This window comes from Streptomyces sp. CB01881, assembly GCF_002953255.1.
Taxonomy (GTDB): domain Bacteria; phylum Actinomycetota; class Actinomycetes; order Streptomycetales; family Streptomycetaceae; genus Kitasatospora.
Map to the genome: position 1 here is coordinate 1,050,558 of NZ_CP026498.1, position 16,689 is coordinate 1,067,246.

Here is a 16,689-nt window from a genome sequence, read left to right on the forward strand (position 1 = left end):
GCCACCGGGCAGGCGGGCCGGCGCCGGGGAGACGGGGCACCGGGAAGGCGGACAGACGGGCAGACGGGCAGACGGGCAGGCCGGGACGCGGGAAGGCCGGGAAGGCGCCGGGCCTCCCCGGCCTCCGGCTCAGGCCCGCGTGACGGTGACCGTGCAGAGGCGCTTGGTCGGCCGGGTGAGGGCGACGTACAGGTCCCGCTCCCCGCCGGGCCGGGCCGCGGTGATCTCCGCCGGGTCGACGACCAGGACGGTGTCGAACTCCAGGCCCCGCGCCTGCGAGGCGGGGACCAGGCGCGCCAGGTCGGCGAGCCCCGCGGCGGCCAGCTCCGGGAGCCTGGCGTCCGCGCAGACCACACCGGCCAGTTCACCGGGGTGCGTCTGCGCCTGGGCGTGCAGTTCGCCGGCCAGGGTGGCGGCCAGGCCCGGGGCGGACGTCGCGATCGTGCGGGGCTCGTCGCCGTGGCGGATGGAGCTGCTCGGGGTCTGGCCGGGGGCGATGACGGCGAGCAGGTCCCGGGTGGCGGCGAGGATCTCCTCGGTGGTGCGGTAGCTGACGGTCAGGGTGTGCAGCGCGAACCGCGTGCCGAACTCGGGGGCCAGCGCCTCCTCCCAGCCGCGTGCGGTGGCCGCCGGGCCCGCCTGGGCGAAGTCGCCGACCAGCGTCATCGACCGCGCCGGGCAGCGGCGGCCGACCATCCGCCACTGCATCTCGGTGAACTCCTGCGCCTCGTCGACCACCACGTGCCCGTAGACCCGCTCCGGCGGACCGTCGACCAGGGCGGCCGCCTCGTCGAGCAGCGGGACGTCGGCGTCGGTCCAGGGGGTGTCCGGGCCGCGCCGCAGGCGGGCCCGCTCCTCGTCGGCCAGCTGCGGCAGGAACCGGGCGAGCAGGCCGGGGCTGCCCAGCAGGGTCCCCACGACGTCCTCGGGCACCAGGCGCGGCCAGAGCTCCTCCACCGCCCGCTCCACGCCGGCGTCGCCCAGCAGATCGGCCCGGACGGCTTCCGCGTCGAACTCGTCGGCGGCGTTCGAGGACGGCGCCGAGTCGAGGCCGAGGTGGCGCAGGTCCGAGGCGGCGACGCGGTCGAGGTCGAGGCCGGTGAGCTGCGCCACCTGGGCGTCGATGAGTTCCAGCGTCTCGACGGTGCCCCGTTCCATGGCGTCCGTGACGGCGTCGGCCAGCAGCTCCTTGAACACCTCGCGGGCGCGGTTGTGGCCGAGGCCGAGGCGCGTGGCCGCGTCCCGCGCCCGGGCCACCTCCTCGTCGTCCAGGTGCACCCACTCCTGGCCCGCCCGCACGGCGAACCCGCCCTCCGGCGCCTGCCGCGAGCGCACCAGGCCGGCGAGCGCCTCGGCCATCGCCGCTCCGCCCTTCAGGCATGCCACGTCGGCGGCCTCCACGGCGTCGGGCTCGGCCCCGGCCAGTTCCGCGCAGGTCGCCAGCACGACGTCGTTCTCGCCGAGCGACGGCAGGACCTGCGAGATGTAGTCGAGGAAGCGCGCGTTCGGCCCGAGCACCAGGACGCCGCGCTCGGCGGCCTTCGGGAACGCGTACAGCACGTAGGCGGCGCGGTGCAGCGCGACCACCGTCTTCCCGGTGCCGGGGCCGCCCTGAACGACCGTCACCCCCCGGTGGCGGGAGCGCACGATCGCATCCTGCTCGGCCTGGAGGGTGGCGACCGCCGCGCCCATCCGCCCGGTGCGGCGCGCCTGGAGGGCCTCGGTCAGCGGGCTGTCGCCGACGACGTCCTCGGCGGTGGGCTCGGAGCCGTCCAGCAGTTCGTCGCTCACCCCGACGACCGAGCGCTCCGCCATCCGCAGGTGCCGGCGGCGCCGCAGGCCCATCGGGTGGACGGCGGTCGCCTCGTAGAAGGGGCGTGCCGCGTCCGCGCGCCAGTCCACCAGCAGCGGCAGGTCGCTCTCGTCCACGTGCAGGCCGATCCGCCCGATCCGCAGGGAGAAGCCGTCCGCCGCGTCGATCCGGCCGAAGACCAGGCCCTCCCCCGCGCCCTCCAGCCGGCGCGCCTCGGTCGTCAGGCGCGCCGCGGCGAGATCCCGCTCGTACACCTCGGCCGCGCTGCCGGCCTGCGCGGCCAGCACCCGCGCCAGCTCGGCGCGCGCGCCGGCCAGCCGTTCGTCGAGCAGCCCGTACACGGCGGACACCTCCGCCCGCTCCGCTTCCACCACACGCACGGCACCGTCGTTGACCTGCGACAAGACCGGGCCCTCCTCTCGTTCGACCCCCCACTATGCGGGCAAACCACTTCGAAAGTAAGGCTTGACTTGCGCTGACGATCCTGGCCTCAAGGCAGGTACCGCCGCAGGTCAGAGAACTGATAGATGATCAGTGAACTGACGGCCGGTCAGCCCGGCCGCCTGACGTTGTCGTACCTGGGGTTCGGTTCCGTCCGGGTACCGGTCCTGAGCAGCGGCTCGACCCGGGCGCCCGGGCAGCCGTCGGCCGAGCGCGTGCACTCCAGGCGGAAGGTGCCCGGCCCCCACCGCTCGGACCAGAGGGCCATCGGCGCCCCGCACTCCCCGCACGGCGGGTGGGGCGGGTCCGGCAGGCGTTCCACCGGCCGGGTGAAGGTGCGGGGCTCGGTGAAAGCGCCCGGCAGGCCGTCGTCCAGGGCGGCCTCGGCGGGGAGGCCGACACCGAGGAGGCCGCCGACCAGGTGGTAGACCTCGTCGAGCTCCAACAGGCCCGCCAGTTCGTCCGGATCCGTGTCGTCGCCCGAGGGCAGCAGGCCGCCCCGGGTCAGCAGCTCACGGGTGAACGGGCTGGCGGGTACGGTCGGCGCCCCCTCCGCGTAGCCCCAGACGTGCCGGCCGTCCACCAGGTGGTCCAGCCAGGGCGGGTCCATACCGGTGTCCAGGATGTGCAGGCTGCGGGTACCCGCGGACGGATGCGGCCGCCCGGTGCCGGAACCGCGGTCGGGCCTGAACGGCGCCTCGCAGGACTCCACGGCGAAAACCCACCCGTTGCCCGCGTCGCCGAACCGCGCCAACCCGGGCAGCCGCTCACCGAGCAGAACACCCTGCGACAGGCTCTCCCCCGACAGCCGCAGCGTCCGGTCCAGCGTCACCGCGTCCATCAGGGAGCCCTGTTCGGCCCCCAGCCGCACCGCCAACTCCTCGATCCCGACGCCGTGCACGAACGTCAGGTGGAAGTGTTCAAGACCCTCGCCGATCCAGGCGATCCCCTCGTCGATCACGGCCCGAGCCTACTGCCCGGGCAGGGCGGCCCACCGGTGGTCGGCGGGCGGTGCCCGCTCCTCGGCGCGCGGTCGGCAGTAGCGGCAGCAGGCGCGCCGAACCCCGGGGCGGCGCACGGAATCCCGCCCCCGGGCGGACGCCGGGCCGCGACGGCCGGTGGACCTGCGTGGCACCGCCGGTTCACCGGCCGCGGCCGGCAGGAGCCCGGCCCTGCCGCCAGGCACGACTCCTCGCGGAGGGGTGGCCCCGACGGGTCATCGGAACGAGGTCGCGGGCGACGGCGTACGGCTGCGACACATTCCCTGCAGCGCAGATGTTGCTTCATGTCTCTTTATGTTTGATTATGTTGCACAGAAGCGCTCGGGCACCCCGGCCGGGCGGCCGCCTGTGAGAGGACGCCGTGATCAGAACCACCGCCAAGCTCGCCGACGGGCGCGAGCTGATCTACTTCGACAGTGACGCCGCCGCCGGCCGGGGCGCCCGCGACCTGCGCCCGCTGGAGCCGGTCAGCAGTCGGTCGGAGATCCGCCGCGACCCGGCGACCGGGGCCTGGGTGACGATCGCCGCCCACCGGCAGAGCCGGATCTACCACCCACCGGCCGACGAGTGCCCGCTCTGCCCCTCCCGGGACGGGCGGCTGAGCGAGATCCCGGACGCCGACTACGAGGTGGCCGTCTTCGAGAACCGCTTCCCCTCGCTCACCCCGGCACCCGCGGCCGCGGGCCTCCTCGCCGGCCCGCACGCGCCCGGCCCGCCGTACGACGTCCGGGCCGGGAACGGGCGGTGCGAGGTGGTCTGCTTCACCTCCGACCACGGCGCCTCCTTCGCCGACCTCGACGAGGCCCGCGCCCGGCTCGTCCTGGACGCCTGGACCGACCGCACCGCCGAACTCTCCGCCCTGCCCGGCGTCGAGCAGGTCTACTGCTTCGAGAACCGCGGCACCGAGATCGGCGTCACCCTCGCCCACCCGCACGGCCAGATCTACGCGTTCCCCTTCCCCACACCCCGCACCGCCCGGACCGCCGAGCAGGCGGCCCGCCACCGCGCCGCCACCGGCCGCAACCTCTTCGAGGACCTGCTCGCCGCCGAACGCGCCGACCCCGTCCGGGTGGTGGCGACCGGCGAGCACTGGACCGCCTTCGTCCCGTACGCCGCGCGCTGGCCCTACGAGGTCCACCTCCACCCGCACCGCCGCGTCCCCGACCTCACCCGCCTCGACGAGGACCAGCGCGCCGAACTCCCCGGCCTCTACCTCGACCTGGCCCGGCCTCCGACCTGCTGCGCCGCTTCGACCGGCTCTTCGGCACCCCGCAGGCCCCCGTCCGGACCCCCTACATCTCGGCCTGGCACCAGGCGCCCCGCACCGGCGGCGAGGAACTCGCCCTGCACCTCGAACTGTTCACCGTCCGCCGCACCACCGACAAGCTCAAGTACCTGGCCGGCACCGAGTCCGGCATGGAAGCCTTCATCAACGACGTGTCGCCGGAGACGGCGGCGCAGCGCCTCCGGGAGGTCGCATCATGAGCAGGTACCTGGTCACGGGTGGCGCCGGATACGTCGGCAGCGTGGTCGCCGCTCACCTGTTGGAGGCCGGGCACCGGGTGACCGTCCTGGACGACCTCTCCACCGGTTTCCGGGAGGGCGTGCCGGCCGGTGCCGAGTTCGTCCAGGGCCGGATCCAGGACGCCGGCACGGTGCTGGACGCCTCCTTCGACGGGGTGCTGCACCTCGCCGCGTCCTCGCAGGTCGGCGAGTCCGTCGTGGACCCGGAGAAGTACTGGCGCAACAACGTGGCCGGCTCGCTGGAGCTGATCAGCGCGATGCGTGCGGCAGGCGTGCGCAAGCTGGTCTTCTCCTCCACCGCCGCCACCTACGGCGAGCCGGAGTCCGTGCCGATCGCCGAGACCGCCCGCACCGCGCCGACCAACACCTACGGCGCCACCAAGCTCGCCGTCGACCACCTGATCACCAGCGAGGCCGTCGCCCACGGCCTGGCCGCCGTCTCGCTGCGCTACTTCAACGTGGCGGGCGCGTACGGGGCCTACGGCGAGCGGCACGACCCCGAGTCGCACCTGATCCCGCTGGTCTTCCAGGCCGCCCTGGGGCAGCGCGAGCACATCGCGGTCTACGGCGACGACTACCCGACCCCGGACGGCACCTGCATCCGCGACTACATCCACGTGGCGGACCTGGCCGAGGCGCACCTGCTGGCACTGGACGCGGCCGCGCCGGGCGAGCACCTGATCTGCAACCTGGGCAACGGCAGCGGCTTCTCGGTGCGCGAGGTGATCGAGTCGGTCCGGCGCGTCACCGGCCGGGAGATCCCGGTGCGGACCGTCGGCCGCCGTGCGGGCGACCCGGCGGTGCTGGTGGCCTCCGCCGAGCGCGCCCACCAGGCGCTGGGCTGGACCCCGCGCCGCCCCAACCTGGACGACATCGTCGCCGACGCCTGGAAGTTCACCCTGGAGCACCCCGCATGACCACCTTCCACGACCTCTACGGCGCCGCGCCCGCCGGCACCTGGGCCGCGCCCGGACGCGTCAACCTGATCGGCGAGCACACCGACTACAACGACGGCCTCGTCCTGCCGATCGCGCTGCCGCATGCCACCCTCGTCCGAGCGCGCCCCCGCGAGGACGGCCTGCTGCGCCTCCACAGCGCCCAGGGCGACGACCGGATCACCGAACTCGACGTCACCGCACTCGCCCCGGACCGGGTGGGCGGCTGGGCCCGGTACCCCGCGGCCGTGGTCTGGGCCCTTCGGCGGGCCGGACACCGAACGAAAGCGGCCCGCCGACCGTGCACGACGCCCCCACTGCCTCCCCCGATCTCCTGACCCTGAACGCCGGACCGGCCGTCGCCGTGGTCGACCCTGCCGGGGGCGGCCGGCTCGCCGCCCTGAGCGTCGCCGGCGTGGAGCTCCTGATGCCGGGAGCCGGCTTCGGCTCCTTCCCGATGGCCCCCTGGTGCGGCCGGCTCGCCGGGGGCGTGCTGCGCAGCGCCGGGCGCTTCCACCGCTTCCCGCGCGAGGCACCGCCCCACGCGATCCACGGCACCGTACGGAACTCCCCGTGGCGAGTGGTCCGTGCGGCCGCGGACAGCGCGCTGCTGGAGCACGGTCTGGGCGCTCCCTGGCCGTTCGCGGGCCGCGTCACGCAGGAGTTCGCGCTGAGCCCGTCCTGCCTGCGCCTGGCGATGACCGTCGAGTCCCACGGCGAGCCGTTCCCCGCCCAGGCGGGGTGGCATCCGTGGTTCCGCCGCGACCTCGGGACGGGCGGGCCCGCCGAACTGCGCCTCGCTGCGGCCTGGCAGGAGGAACGCGGGCCGGACCACCTGCCGACCGGCCGGCGGATCGCTCCCCGCGAGGGGCCGTGGGACGACTGCTTCGGCATGCCCGACGGGGTCGCGGTCACCGTCGACTGGCCGGGCGCCCTCACCCTGGAGATCACCAGCAGCGCACGGTGGGTGGTGATCTACGACGAGCCCGCCGAAGCCCTCTGCGTGGAGCCGCAGTCAGGACCGCCCAACGGGCTGAACACCCTGCCCCGTCCGGTCACGCCGCGCTCCCCGCTCACCGTGACCAGCACGTGGCACTGGAGCCCGCCCGCCGGGCAGGCCGACGAGGGTCAATTGAGGTAGGGCCCGGTATTGAACACGTACTGATCAGGCGGGTGTCCTGGAGACACCGCGAGGGGCGGACGCGGAGACCGGTTCCCCACCGATCTGTGGCAGGTACAGCATGGGCAGCACCATCAACCGCATCGCGGCCACCGCTCCGGCACCGGGCGGCGCCGCGATATACCTGCGCTGCCACCCGTTCGACCCGACGGCGATGGAGTGCCACCGCCGGGCCATCGAAGGCCTGGCCGTCGCGATGGGCCTGCCGGAACCGCTGCTGTACCTGGACAACGGCGTGCGCGCGGCCGACGGCCTCCCGGCCCTGGACAGGCTGCTGCGGACGGTCGCCGGGGGTCGGGTCGGCACCGTCCTGGCCCCCGGGCCCTTCGTCTTTCTCCTTGGACGACACCGAGGCGCGCGGCGTGGCCGGCCTGCTGGAGCGGCACGGCTGCCGAGTGGTCGAGCTCCCGGCACGCCGTCGGCTCACGCACCCCGCGGGTGGACCGAACCCCCCGCCCGCGTGGGACGGCGGCTCCCGCAGGCCGGCGGATCTCGTGTCCTGTTGACGCCCTCGGGCGAAGGGGCGGGCGGGGAAGGTGACGCGTGACGCCGCGGGCCCCCGGGGCCGGGATCCACAAGCCCCGGGCCCCGACGGCCCCGTGGCGGTGGCTCCGACCCTCACGGAGCACCGCCGCCGTCGACGCCCGCCCCCCACCACGGCTGCTCTGCCGCGGCGGCAACGGGGGCGGACGACCCGACGGAGCAGGAGGGGCACCGCCCAGGTGGGGGATGAGGGCGGCACCCCGGCCCGGGCGGCTGACGTACCGCGCGGGCGCCCCCTCCGGCACGACGCGATGTCAGGGCAACCGGCCGGAGGGAATCGGGGAGGTCGGGAGCGTCCTCGGAGGCACGTTCCACCGAACCATTGGCAACACTATCCAACATTTACCAACGTCAAGCAACACCCCATCCATCCGCCGGCCGCCCACGGCGACCGCCGTGCGGGCCGGGCGCAAGCCGCACGGGGCAACGGGTCCCCGGCCTCCCGGCCCGCCGCCGGCGGCCCCCGGTGGCGACCGGGGCCCCCGTCGCCACCGGATCCGAACGGACGTCAGACGCGGCGGGCGCCGCCGGTCATGTCTACGTCACGGGCCGGTATCGATTCCGGCCGATACGCCAGGATGTTGACATGCGATTGCTTGGCGAGTTTTCTATGACGCAACGCGTTTGATCTCGTTTAAACGTGATCGACTAGGCGACTGTGAAGCGTCGGGCTGGCTGCCCAACCTCCCACCCTCCGATCCAAGGGGTCCTCATGCTCAGTGCACCCACCCGCAGACTCTCCGCCGTCCTGGCCGCGGGGCTGCTCCTCCCGGCCGCCCTCACGGCCTGTTCGGACGGCCACGAGCCCAGCGGCAGTGGGGAGGTCGCCAAGGTCGACGGCAAGATCTCCATCACCTACCTGCAGAAGCAGGGCGACCAGGAGTACTTCGTCGGCGAGGCCGCCGGGGCCAAGGCCAAGGCCGCCGAACTCGGCGTCGACCTCAAGGTCGTCAACCTCGGCAACGACGCCAACAAGGCCGTCAGCGAGGCCAAGGCCGCCATCGCCCAGAAGAGCAACGCCATCATCGTCGTCGTCCCCGACCCGGCCGTCGGCCCGCAGATCGTCCAGACCGCCAAGGACGCCAAGGTCGCCCTGCTCACCTCCGACGACCAGATCTGCACCACCGGCCCCGACCCGGCTGGCTGCGCCCCGGAGAACCTCGTGCCCCGGATCGGCTTCAGCGGGGAGCAGATGGGCACCGAGGTCGGCAAGCGGGCCGCCCAGGAGTTCACCAAGGCGGGCTGGAACCCGGCCGAGACCCGCACCATCTCCGCCTGGAAGCAGGACGTCACCGTCTGCACCTCCCGCGTGAAGAGCGCCAAGACCGCCTTCCTGAGCGGTGGCGGCAACGGCGTGCAGAACGTCGACGTCGCCACCGACAACACCCCCACCGGCGCCCAGGACAAGATCGCCGCCGTCGTCACCGCCAACCCCACCGTCAAGCACTGGGTGGTCTGGGGCTGCAACGACGAGAACGTGCAGGGCGGTGTGACCGCGCTGGAGAACGCCGGCTTCAAGGCGGAGAACGTCATCGGCGTGGGCCTCGGCGCCTACCTGGCCTGCAAGAACTGGAGCACCGACAAGCCCTCCGGCATGAAGGCCGCACTGTTCATCAACGGCAAGGACGTCGGCGCGCTCGCCGTGCAGACGATCGTCGACAAGCTCAAGAACGGCAAGGAGTTCCCGAAGGAGGCCTTCGCGCCGACCACGATGGTCGACCCCGCCAACTGGAAGGCCTCCGGGGTCACCTGCAGCTGACCCGTCCCCGCGCCGGTACGGGTGCGGCGACGGCCACGTCCGGCCCACCGCACCCGCCCGCCCGGCCCACGCACCCACCCGTGCCGCGGCGCCCCGTCACAGCGCCGGGACCGCCGAGATCCGCGTTCCTGCCACGGCACCCCGACGTATCTGCGAGGTTCCCATGAACTCCCCCGGCATCCGCCCCCCGGAGCCCCCTCCCCCCGCACGGCCCGGCGCCTTGGCCGTGGCCGTCGAAGGGGTCACCAAGCGCTTCGGTGCGGTCCAGGCCCTGTCCGGCGTCAGCCTGGACTTCCCCGCCGGGCAGGTCACCGCCCTGATGGGCGAGAACGGCGCCGGAAAGTCCACCCTGCTCAAGATCCTCACCGGGGACCACCAGCCCACCGAGGGCCGGATCATGACCGACGGCCGGCCGGTCTCGTTCGGCTCCCCGGCGGAGGCCAGGGCGGCCGGCATCCGGATCATCCCGCAGGAACCCGAGATCATCCCGCACGTCTCGGTCGCCGAGAACGTCTACGCGGGCTCCCTGCCCCGCACCGCCGGACGACGCCTGGACCGCGCCGGACTGCGCCGCAGGATCACCGCCGACCTCGAACGGCTGGGATTCGACAAGGTCCTCGACCCGGACCTCCTGGGCTCCGAACTCACTCCCGCCCAGCGCCAGCTGGTGGAGATCCTGCGCGCCCTGACCGGCGAGGCGAAGGTCATCGCCTTCGACGAGCCGACCTCGTCGCTGTCGGAGAGCGAGGTGGAGGCGCTGTTCGCGCTCATCCGGCGGCTGCGGCAGGACGGCGTCGCCGTCATCTACGTCTCCCACCGCATGAAGGAGATCTTCCAGCTCGCCGACCGCATCGCCGTCCTGCGCGACGGCGCCGTGGCCGGGGTCCTGGAGGCCACGGACACGGACGAGGGCGAGGTGGTGCGCCTGATGGTCGGCCGGGACCTCTCCACCCTCTTCGTCCGCCAGGACGTCACCACCGACCGGGTCGTCCTCGACGTCCGCTCCCTGACCACCGACCACGTCCGGGACATCGACCTCCAGGTACGGGCCGGAGAGGTCGTCGCCCTCGCCGGGCTGATCGGCGCCGGACGCTCCGAACTCGCCCTCGCCCTCGCCGGGGACCATCCCGTCCGCAGCGGCACCATCACCCTCGACGGCCGACCCCTGCGCCCCGGCCGCCCCAGGGCGGCGATCGCCGCCGGCATCGGCCTCGCCCCCGAGGAACGCAAGGCCCAGGCGCTGTTCCTGCACCGGTCGATCCGCGACAACACCTCGTTGGTCGTACTGGACCGGTTGCGCCGCCTGCGCTTCGTGAACCGCCGCCGGGAGCGCGCCCTGGCCCAGGAGTTCACCGACCGGCTGCGGGTGCGCACCCCCTCCGTCGAGCACGAGGTGCGCAAGCTCTCCGGCGGCAACCAGCAGAAGGTCGTGCTCGCCCGCTGGCTGGCCCGCCGGCCGAAGCTGCTCATCCTCGACGAGCCGACCCGCGGCATCGACATCGGCGCCAAGTCCGAGATCTACCAGATCATCGCGGACCTGGCCCGCGAGGGCACCGCGCTGCTGGTGATCTCCTCCGAGCTGCCGGAGGTCCTCGGCCTCGCCGACCGCGTGGTGGTCATGCAGAACGGCCGGGTCACCGGCGAACTCACCCGCGCGACGGCGAGCGAGGAGACCATCCTCCAGCTCGCCATGGCCGACGACCTCGCCCCCACCGGCCTCCCCCTCTCCCCCGCCCCCACCGACGCAGCCCCCGGAGGCCGCTCATGACCACCGCGACGGCCCACCGGTCCACCGATTCCGGCACCCGCAAGCGCCCGTCGTTCGCCTCGCTCGGCGGACAGAACCTCAGCCTCATCGGCGCCCTCGTCGTCGTCCTCGCCCTCTTCGGCAGCCTGAACGACAACTTCCTCAGCCTGTCCAACCTCCAGGTCATCGCCGAGGCCGCCACCATCACCGGCCTGCTCGCCGTCGTGCAGACCGTCGTCATCATCTGCGGCGGCCTCGACATCTCCGTCGGCTCGCAGGCCGGCGTCGCCTCCGTCGTCTCCGCGATGGCCTTCACCTCCGCGGGCTCCAACGCCCTGGCCGGCATGGCCGCCGCCGTCGGCGTCGGCCTGCTGGTCGGCATCCTCAACGGCGTCGTCATCGTCTACGGCCGGGTCAACCCCACCATCGCCACCCTGGCCGGCCTCGCCGCCTACAAGGGCCTCGCCCAGCTCCTCTCCGACGGCCGCGCCCAGGGCTACGTCCTCAACGACGACGTCTTCGTCTTCCTCGGCCGCGGCAAGATCGCCGGCCTCCCGGTGATGGTCTGGATCCTCATCCTCACCGCCGTCGCCGTGCACCTCCTGCTCAAGTACACCGACATCGGCCGCAACGTCTACGCCATCGGCGGCAACGACACCGCCGCCCGCCTCGCCGGCATCAGCATCAACAAGTACCTCATCGCCGTCTACGCCCTCATCGGCGCCGTCGCCGCCGTCGCCGGCATCCTCCTCACCGCCCGCACCGGCTCCGGCCAGCCCGTCTCCGGCAGCGAAGGCCTCGAACTCAAGGCCATCACCGCCGCCGCCCTCGGCGGCTGCGCCCTCAAGGGCGGCAAGGGCGGCATCGGCGGCACCCTGCTCGCCGTCGCCCTCCTCGGCTGCCTGGAGAACGGCCTCACCGTCCAGGGCATCAACTCCTTCTGGCAGAACGTCGCCCAGGGTGCCCTGCTCGTCATCGCCGTCGTCATCCAGCAGCGTCGCACCGGCGAACGCGCCGTCGGACTCCCCGCCTGATCCCGGCGCCGGCACCCGCGCTCCCGCGTCCGCTCCCGCCCGAGGCCGGAGCGGACGCGGGAGCGCGGCACGTCCGGTCGGGGCTGCCGGCGATCGCCGGAGCCGGACGCCCGTCCGGCGCGCTGCGGCGGATGCCGGCGGTGCTACTTCGCCGGGGAGTCCACGACGACGAGCTCACCGACCCTGTCCGCCAGGACCGACTGCGCGTCGGGCGGCATCCCGGCATCGGTGATGAAGCAGCCCACCTGATCCAGTCGCGCAAAACTGCTCAGCCCGATCGCTCCCCATTTCGTGTGGTCGGCCACCACCACGACCTGGCGCGCCCGGGCGATGAATGCACGATTCGTCTGGGACTCGGCCAGACCGGGGCTGGTGAGACCTTCCTCCTCGGTGACGCCGTGAGTTCCGAGAATCAGCTGATCAGCGTGGAGCGACATGATCGTGTGCTCGGCAACGGGCCCCACGAGGGCCTGGGAACGGGTCGAGGAGCCTCCGGTCAGGAGAACGACCGGGGCCTGTGCACCCGGTGCGGCGTGACTCCGGAAGAGCACTTCGATCGGAAGCGAATTGGTGAGAATCGTCAGATCGGGGATGCCGAGGAGCCGCTTGGCCACCGCATAGGTCGTCGTCCCGCCGCCGAGGGCGACGACGCTGCCCGGCCGGACGAGAGCGGCGGCGGCAGCGGCAATCTCGGCCTTGGCCGTGGACTCCAGCGTCGACTTCGCGTCGAAGCCGGGTTCCTCCGTGCTCCTGGAGGCGGTGACCGCTCCCCCGTGCACCTTTTCCAGGAGGCCCTTCCCCGCGAGTACGTCGAGGTCGCGGCGAATGGTCATGTCCGAAACGTCGAAAGCCGCGACGAGGTCCGCCACCCGAACGGCGCCTTCGCGCCGGACCGATTCCACGATCAGTGCACGGCGCTGCTGGGCGAGCAATCCCTGATCCGCCACGGCACTCCCCGAATTCCCGCTGCTCGTTCGACGGGCCGAATATAGCGCAGCGCCCGTAGGCGGTTCAGAGGTCGGCCGTCCGCAGTGCGGTTCCGGCACGCCCGCAACGATGCACGCCCGGAGCGATGACGGACACGCCCGTACCGCCCGCGCACCGTCCGACGCCCGATGCCCCGCTCCCCGCGCTTTCCGCCCCGGGCTCCGGCCCGACCCGGGCCGCCCCCGGCTGGAGATGCTGGAGCGGCTGGCAGAGGGCGGTCTGCCCGGCTACGAGGTGACCCTGGGCAGAGAGCCGGAACGACGGCTGGCGGTGGTGCGAGCGGTCTGCACCCCCGCGGAGATCGGAACCGGGGTCGAGGAGTGCGTAGGTCGACTGCTGCCCGTGCTCGGCAGGGCGGGAATCGCATGGGAGCCGCCGCTGTGGGGGCTGTACCCGCTCGACCTGGAAGAGCGGATGGAGATCGCCGTCGGAGCGCAGACCCCGCAGGGGGAAGTCATGCCCGGCCTGGAATTCGAGGAGCTGCCCGGCGGACTCGTTGCCGAGACCATGCACATCGGGCCCTACGCGCAACTTCCCCTGGCCTACAACGCACTCTTCGCCGCCATCCACGAACGCGGACTGCGCCCGCAGGCACCCGTACGCGAGGCCTATCTCGTCGGACCGGCAGAGGCACCACAGGAAGAACTGATGACCCGACTGATCATCCCCGTCCAGGAGAGCACGGCATGACCACGGTCATGGGCATCGACGCCCGCGGCACGCAGCACTGCGAGACCACAGCCCTGGGGGTGCTGCTGCGGCACCAAGGACTTGATCTGTCCGAGCCCATGCTGTTCGGCCTCGGCTCCGGCCTGTCCTTCATCTACTGGGACGGCAAGAACATGGGCTTCCCCTTCCTCGGGGGACGGGTCAAGCCCTTCGACCTCACCAGAGACCTGACCACCAGGCTCGGGCTGGAACTCCTGACCCAGGAGACCACCTCCCCGCGCAAGGCATGGGACAACGTGGCGGCCGCCATCGACGCCGGCCACCCCGTCGGACTCCATCTCGACAGCTACTACCTGGACTACTTCGGCTCGAAGGTCCACTTCGGCGGCCACGTCGTCGCCATGTACGGCTACGACGACCACCATGCCTACCTGGTGGACACCGACCAGCAAGGCGGAGCCGTCTCCACCAGCCTGACCAGCCTCGCCCGGGCCAGGGCCGCACGTGGCCCGATGACTGCCAAGCACCGGTCCTTCGCTCTCACCGTTCCAAGAGACCTGCCCGCCCCACACGGACAGATCGTCCCCGCCATCACCGCCTGCGCCGACGCCTTCCTCAACCCGCCCATCGCCAACCTCGGTCACCGCGGCATCGAGAAGGCCGGCAAGCTGGTACGCACATGGCTCCAGCGCACCGACGACCCCCAGCGAGACCTGCCGCAGGCCGCTCTGTTGATGGAGAAGGCCGGCACCGGCGGCGCCCTGTTCCGCAACCTCTACCGCGACTTCCTCGCCGAATGCACCGATCTGCTCGACAGCAGCCACCTGCGCACCGGCCACACGCTGTACACCGAGGCGGCCGTCCTGTGGACGGAGGTGTCAGCACTGATCAAGAAGGCCGGCGAATCGGGCGATGCGCAGTGCCTCGTCCAGGCCGGCTCGGTCCTCGGCGATCTCTCACGGATAGAGCGCGAGGCCATGCAAGCACTGAGCCGCCTGGGGAATGAGCCCCCAAGCATGATCCAGCCCTGACAGCCTTCAAGGAACCTTCCGCCCCCCGCCCCGCCACTTCCCGTCACTCCCCGCCCGCACCACCCGCCGGCGCCGTGCTGCCGCGCGCCACCAGGGCCACGCCGAGCGGCGCCTGCCGGGCCGGTGAGGCGCCGTCCGCGATCAGCTGGACGGCGCGCTCGCCGGCCTCCTCCAGCGGCAGACGGACCGTGGTCAGCGACGGCCGGAGGTCCACCGCGAACGGCACGTCGTCGAAGCCGATGACGGAGACCTCCTCGGGGACGGCCCGCCCGAGGTCGTCCTGCAGCGCCGTCAGTACCCCGGCCGCCATGACGTCGCCGAGGGCGAGCACCGCCGTGACACCGGCATCTGCGGCGAACAGTCCGAGCGTCGCCTCCCGCCCGCCAGACCGGGTGAAGTCGGTGAACACCACTCTGCTGTCGGGGAGTTCACCCCCGAGTCGGGCCCATGCCGCCCTGATCCCGGCCAGGCGCCGGTGGACGGTGAGCAGGCCTGCGGGGCCGGCGACCACGCCGATCCGGCGGTGGCCGAGCCGCCACAGCTCGGTCGCCGCGATCTCCGCCCCGCCGCCGTGGTCGAGCGGGACGAACGGCTCGATGCCGCGTTCCCCGATGCAGGCCACCTGGCCGCCGTCCGACCGGAACGCGTCCAGTTCGGCCGTGAACCACTGCGTGAGGTCCCGGTCGACCGAGCCGCTGCCCGCGATCACCAGGGACCTCCTGGAAGGCGCCAAGGGCGTCCAGCTCGCCGAACTCGGCGTGCGTTCCGCCCGCGAGGGCCGCCGCCTCCCCGTGCCCGACCTGACGCCCTGACTCCGGCCCGCACCCCCGACACGATTGCGTTGACACCATGACCGTCATCGACCTGCCCGGCCTCGGCCGCCACCGGATGTCCGAGCCCACGCACCTCCCCGCCACCGCCGCGCCGGCCACCTCCCGGATCGCGTACGCCGCCGCCCACGTCGTCGCCGACCCGCTCGGCGAACACCGCCGGCGCACCCGCCGTCGTCGACTGGGACGCCACCCTCGCGTTCCGCCGTCACCTGTGGCCACTCGGCCTCGGCATCGCCGACGCGATGGACACCGCCCAGCGCGGCATGGGCCTCGACTGGCCCGCCACCCGCGAGCTGATCACCCACTCGGGCACGGAGGCCCGCGCCACCGGCGGGCTGCTCGCCTCGCTCGCGGAGATCCGGCAACTCGGCTTCGGCGTGGGCCGCCAGGAGTGCATGGCCGGCTGGGACTCCGCAGCCGCCCCGGTCCTGTGGCGCGACTCCATCATGGGCGCCGTCCTCATGCTCAAGCCGAGCAGCGAGATGCCCTCGGACCTGCGACCGCTGATCTACCACACGCTCAAGACAGCCGAGGGCATCAGCCGACTCACCGCGACGCCCCTCTCCGGCGTCGTGTAGGCACCGCAGCAGACCGCCGACGCTGCCGCCCCGCGATCACCTCGCGGGGCGGCACCACGGAATCGCAGGGCGTCACAGGATGTGCCAGCGCAGCCCGTCATCGCCCTCACGCAGCCCGGAGACACGTCGGACAACCTCCGCCAGCGTTTCCGAACCCGCCGCAGCGCGCTTCGCGTTCGTCGTAATCATCCTCAACTCGCGCAGGTCCCGGAGAACTTGGTACCCCTGCCATTCGACGACATCAAAGCCGTACGACCGGGCGAAGGCCTCGTAGTGCGCCTTGCCGTAACCGAACCGGCGACAGTGGATCTCGATCGTCACCAGGTCGGTCTCCGGCTCCCCGTAGCTGGCCGTGTCCCAGTCGCAGAGCACGGCCGCCGAGCCGTCGTACAGCGCGTTCCGGTGCTGCGGGTCGCCTTGGAGCAAGGCCGGCGGCAGGGCGAAGCGGACCTCCGCGAGGGACTTCTCCAACCTGTCGAGGCGGGCGGACAGGTACTGCAGATCCTCGTCGGGGAGCGCCGTGACAGCGGTCAGCGAGCGACGGATGGCACCGACGGTGTCGAGGGACCGGAGCGGGAACGGCGGGGCCGGAAGCTGGTGGAGCATCCTCAACG

13 protein-coding genes and 2 pseudogenes are annotated in these 16,689 nt (G+C 72.9%); 10 read left to right on the plus strand and 5 right to left on the minus strand.

Going from position 1 to position 16,689, the window contains the following annotated elements; all coding sequences use genetic code 11:
- Positions 1–129: 129 nt before the first annotated feature.
- Both C2142_RS04870 and C2142_RS04875 read right to left on the minus strand, forming a co-directional pair.
- Positions 130–2,217: an AAA family ATPase gene (locus C2142_RS04870; RefSeq protein WP_174315587.1), complete on the minus strand. Its 2,088-nt coding sequence runs from the start codon at positions 2,215–2,217 to the stop codon at positions 130–132.
- A 146-nt stretch (positions 2,218–2,363) separates the two neighbouring features.
- Positions 2,364–3,215 carry a hypothetical protein gene (locus C2142_RS04875; protein ID WP_148641240.1) on the minus strand — a complete coding sequence of 284 codons (852 nt, stop codon included), beginning with the start codon at positions 3,213–3,215 and terminating at the stop codon, positions 2,364–2,366.
- A 401-nt stretch (positions 3,216–3,616) separates the two neighbouring features.
- Here C2142_RS04875 and galT point away from each other — a divergent pair.
- The 7 genes and pseudogenes from galT (at position 3,617) to C2142_RS04910 (ending at position 11,977) form a co-directional block, all read left to right on the plus strand.
- A pseudogene (galT, locus tag C2142_RS04880) lies at positions 3,617–4,740 on the plus strand (galactose-1-phosphate uridylyltransferase).
- Entirely contained in the window at positions 4,737–5,696 is a 960-nt protein-coding gene (galE, locus tag C2142_RS04885; RefSeq protein WP_148641241.1) for a UDP-glucose 4-epimerase GalE, read from the plus strand. The pseudogene galT and the gene galE overlap by 4 nt, the downstream one beginning before the upstream one ends.
- A complete protein-coding gene (locus C2142_RS04890) occupies positions 5,693–6,052 on the plus strand; it encodes a galactokinase family protein (protein ID WP_148641242.1) in 360 nt (119 codons plus the stop codon). The genes galE and C2142_RS04890 overlap by 4 nt, the downstream gene beginning before the upstream one ends.
- Positions 6,049–6,855 carry an aldose 1-epimerase gene (locus tag C2142_RS04895; protein ID WP_241003112.1) on the plus strand — a complete coding sequence of 269 codons (807 nt, stop codon included), beginning with the start codon at positions 6,049–6,051 and terminating at the stop codon, positions 6,853–6,855. The genes C2142_RS04890 and C2142_RS04895 overlap by 4 nt, the downstream gene beginning before the upstream one ends.
- Positions 6,856–8,149: 1,294 nt before the next feature.
- Positions 8,150–9,196 (plus strand): substrate-binding domain-containing protein, encoded by a 1,047-nt coding sequence (locus C2142_RS04900; protein ID WP_148641245.1) that lies wholly within the window; start codon positions 8,150–8,152, stop codon positions 9,194–9,196.
- A 226-nt stretch (positions 9,197–9,422) separates the two neighbouring features.
- The gene (locus tag C2142_RS04905; RefSeq protein ID WP_241002383.1) at positions 9,423–10,964 is read left to right on the plus strand and encodes a sugar ABC transporter ATP-binding protein; all 1,542 of its coding nucleotides are present in this window, start codon (positions 9,423–9,425) and stop codon (positions 10,962–10,964) included.
- The gene (locus C2142_RS04910) at positions 10,961–11,977 is read left to right on the plus strand and encodes an ABC transporter permease (RefSeq protein WP_206670889.1); all 1,017 of its coding nucleotides are present in this window, start codon (positions 10,961–10,963) and stop codon (positions 11,975–11,977) included. The genes C2142_RS04905 and C2142_RS04910 overlap by 4 nt, the downstream gene beginning before the upstream one ends.
- Positions 11,978–12,120: 143 nt before the next feature.
- Here C2142_RS04910 and C2142_RS04915 read toward each other — a convergent pair whose 3' ends face one another.
- Entirely contained in the window at positions 12,121–12,924 is an 804-nt protein-coding gene (locus C2142_RS04915; protein ID WP_148641247.1) for a DeoR/GlpR family DNA-binding transcription regulator, read from the minus strand.
- Positions 12,925–13,156: 232 nt separating this feature from the next.
- Between C2142_RS04915 and C2142_RS04920 the strand changes: the two genes are divergently transcribed.
- Both C2142_RS04920 and C2142_RS04925 read left to right on the plus strand, forming a co-directional pair.
- Positions 13,157–13,654, plus strand: coding sequence for a GyrI-like domain-containing protein (locus C2142_RS04920; RefSeq protein WP_241002384.1), 498 nt, complete (start codon positions 13,157–13,159; stop codon positions 13,652–13,654).
- Positions 13,651–14,664 (plus strand): BtrH N-terminal domain-containing protein, encoded by a 1,014-nt coding sequence (locus tag C2142_RS04925; protein WP_148641248.1) that lies wholly within the window; start codon positions 13,651–13,653, stop codon positions 14,662–14,664. Before C2142_RS04920 ends, C2142_RS04925 begins: the two co-directional genes overlap by 4 nt.
- 43 nt (positions 14,665–14,707) lie before the next feature.
- Here the strand turns inward: C2142_RS04925 and C2142_RS04930 are convergent, their stop codons facing one another.
- A complete protein-coding gene (locus C2142_RS04930; RefSeq protein ID WP_241003113.1) occupies positions 14,708–15,370 on the minus strand; it encodes a substrate-binding domain-containing protein in 663 nt (220 codons plus the stop codon).
- 182 nt (positions 15,371–15,552) lie between these two features.
- On the opposite strand from C2142_RS04930, the pseudogene C2142_RS39330 reads away from it, so the two are divergent.
- Positions 15,553–15,841, plus strand: a pseudogene (locus C2142_RS39330) (DUF993 family protein); the annotation flags it as partial.
- 306 nt (positions 15,842–16,147) lie between these two features.
- On the opposite strand, the gene C2142_RS04940 reads toward C2142_RS39330, so the two are convergent.
- A partial coding sequence (locus tag C2142_RS04940; protein WP_241002385.1) for a phosphotransferase occupies positions 16,148–16,689 on the minus strand: 542 nt, incomplete at its 5' end.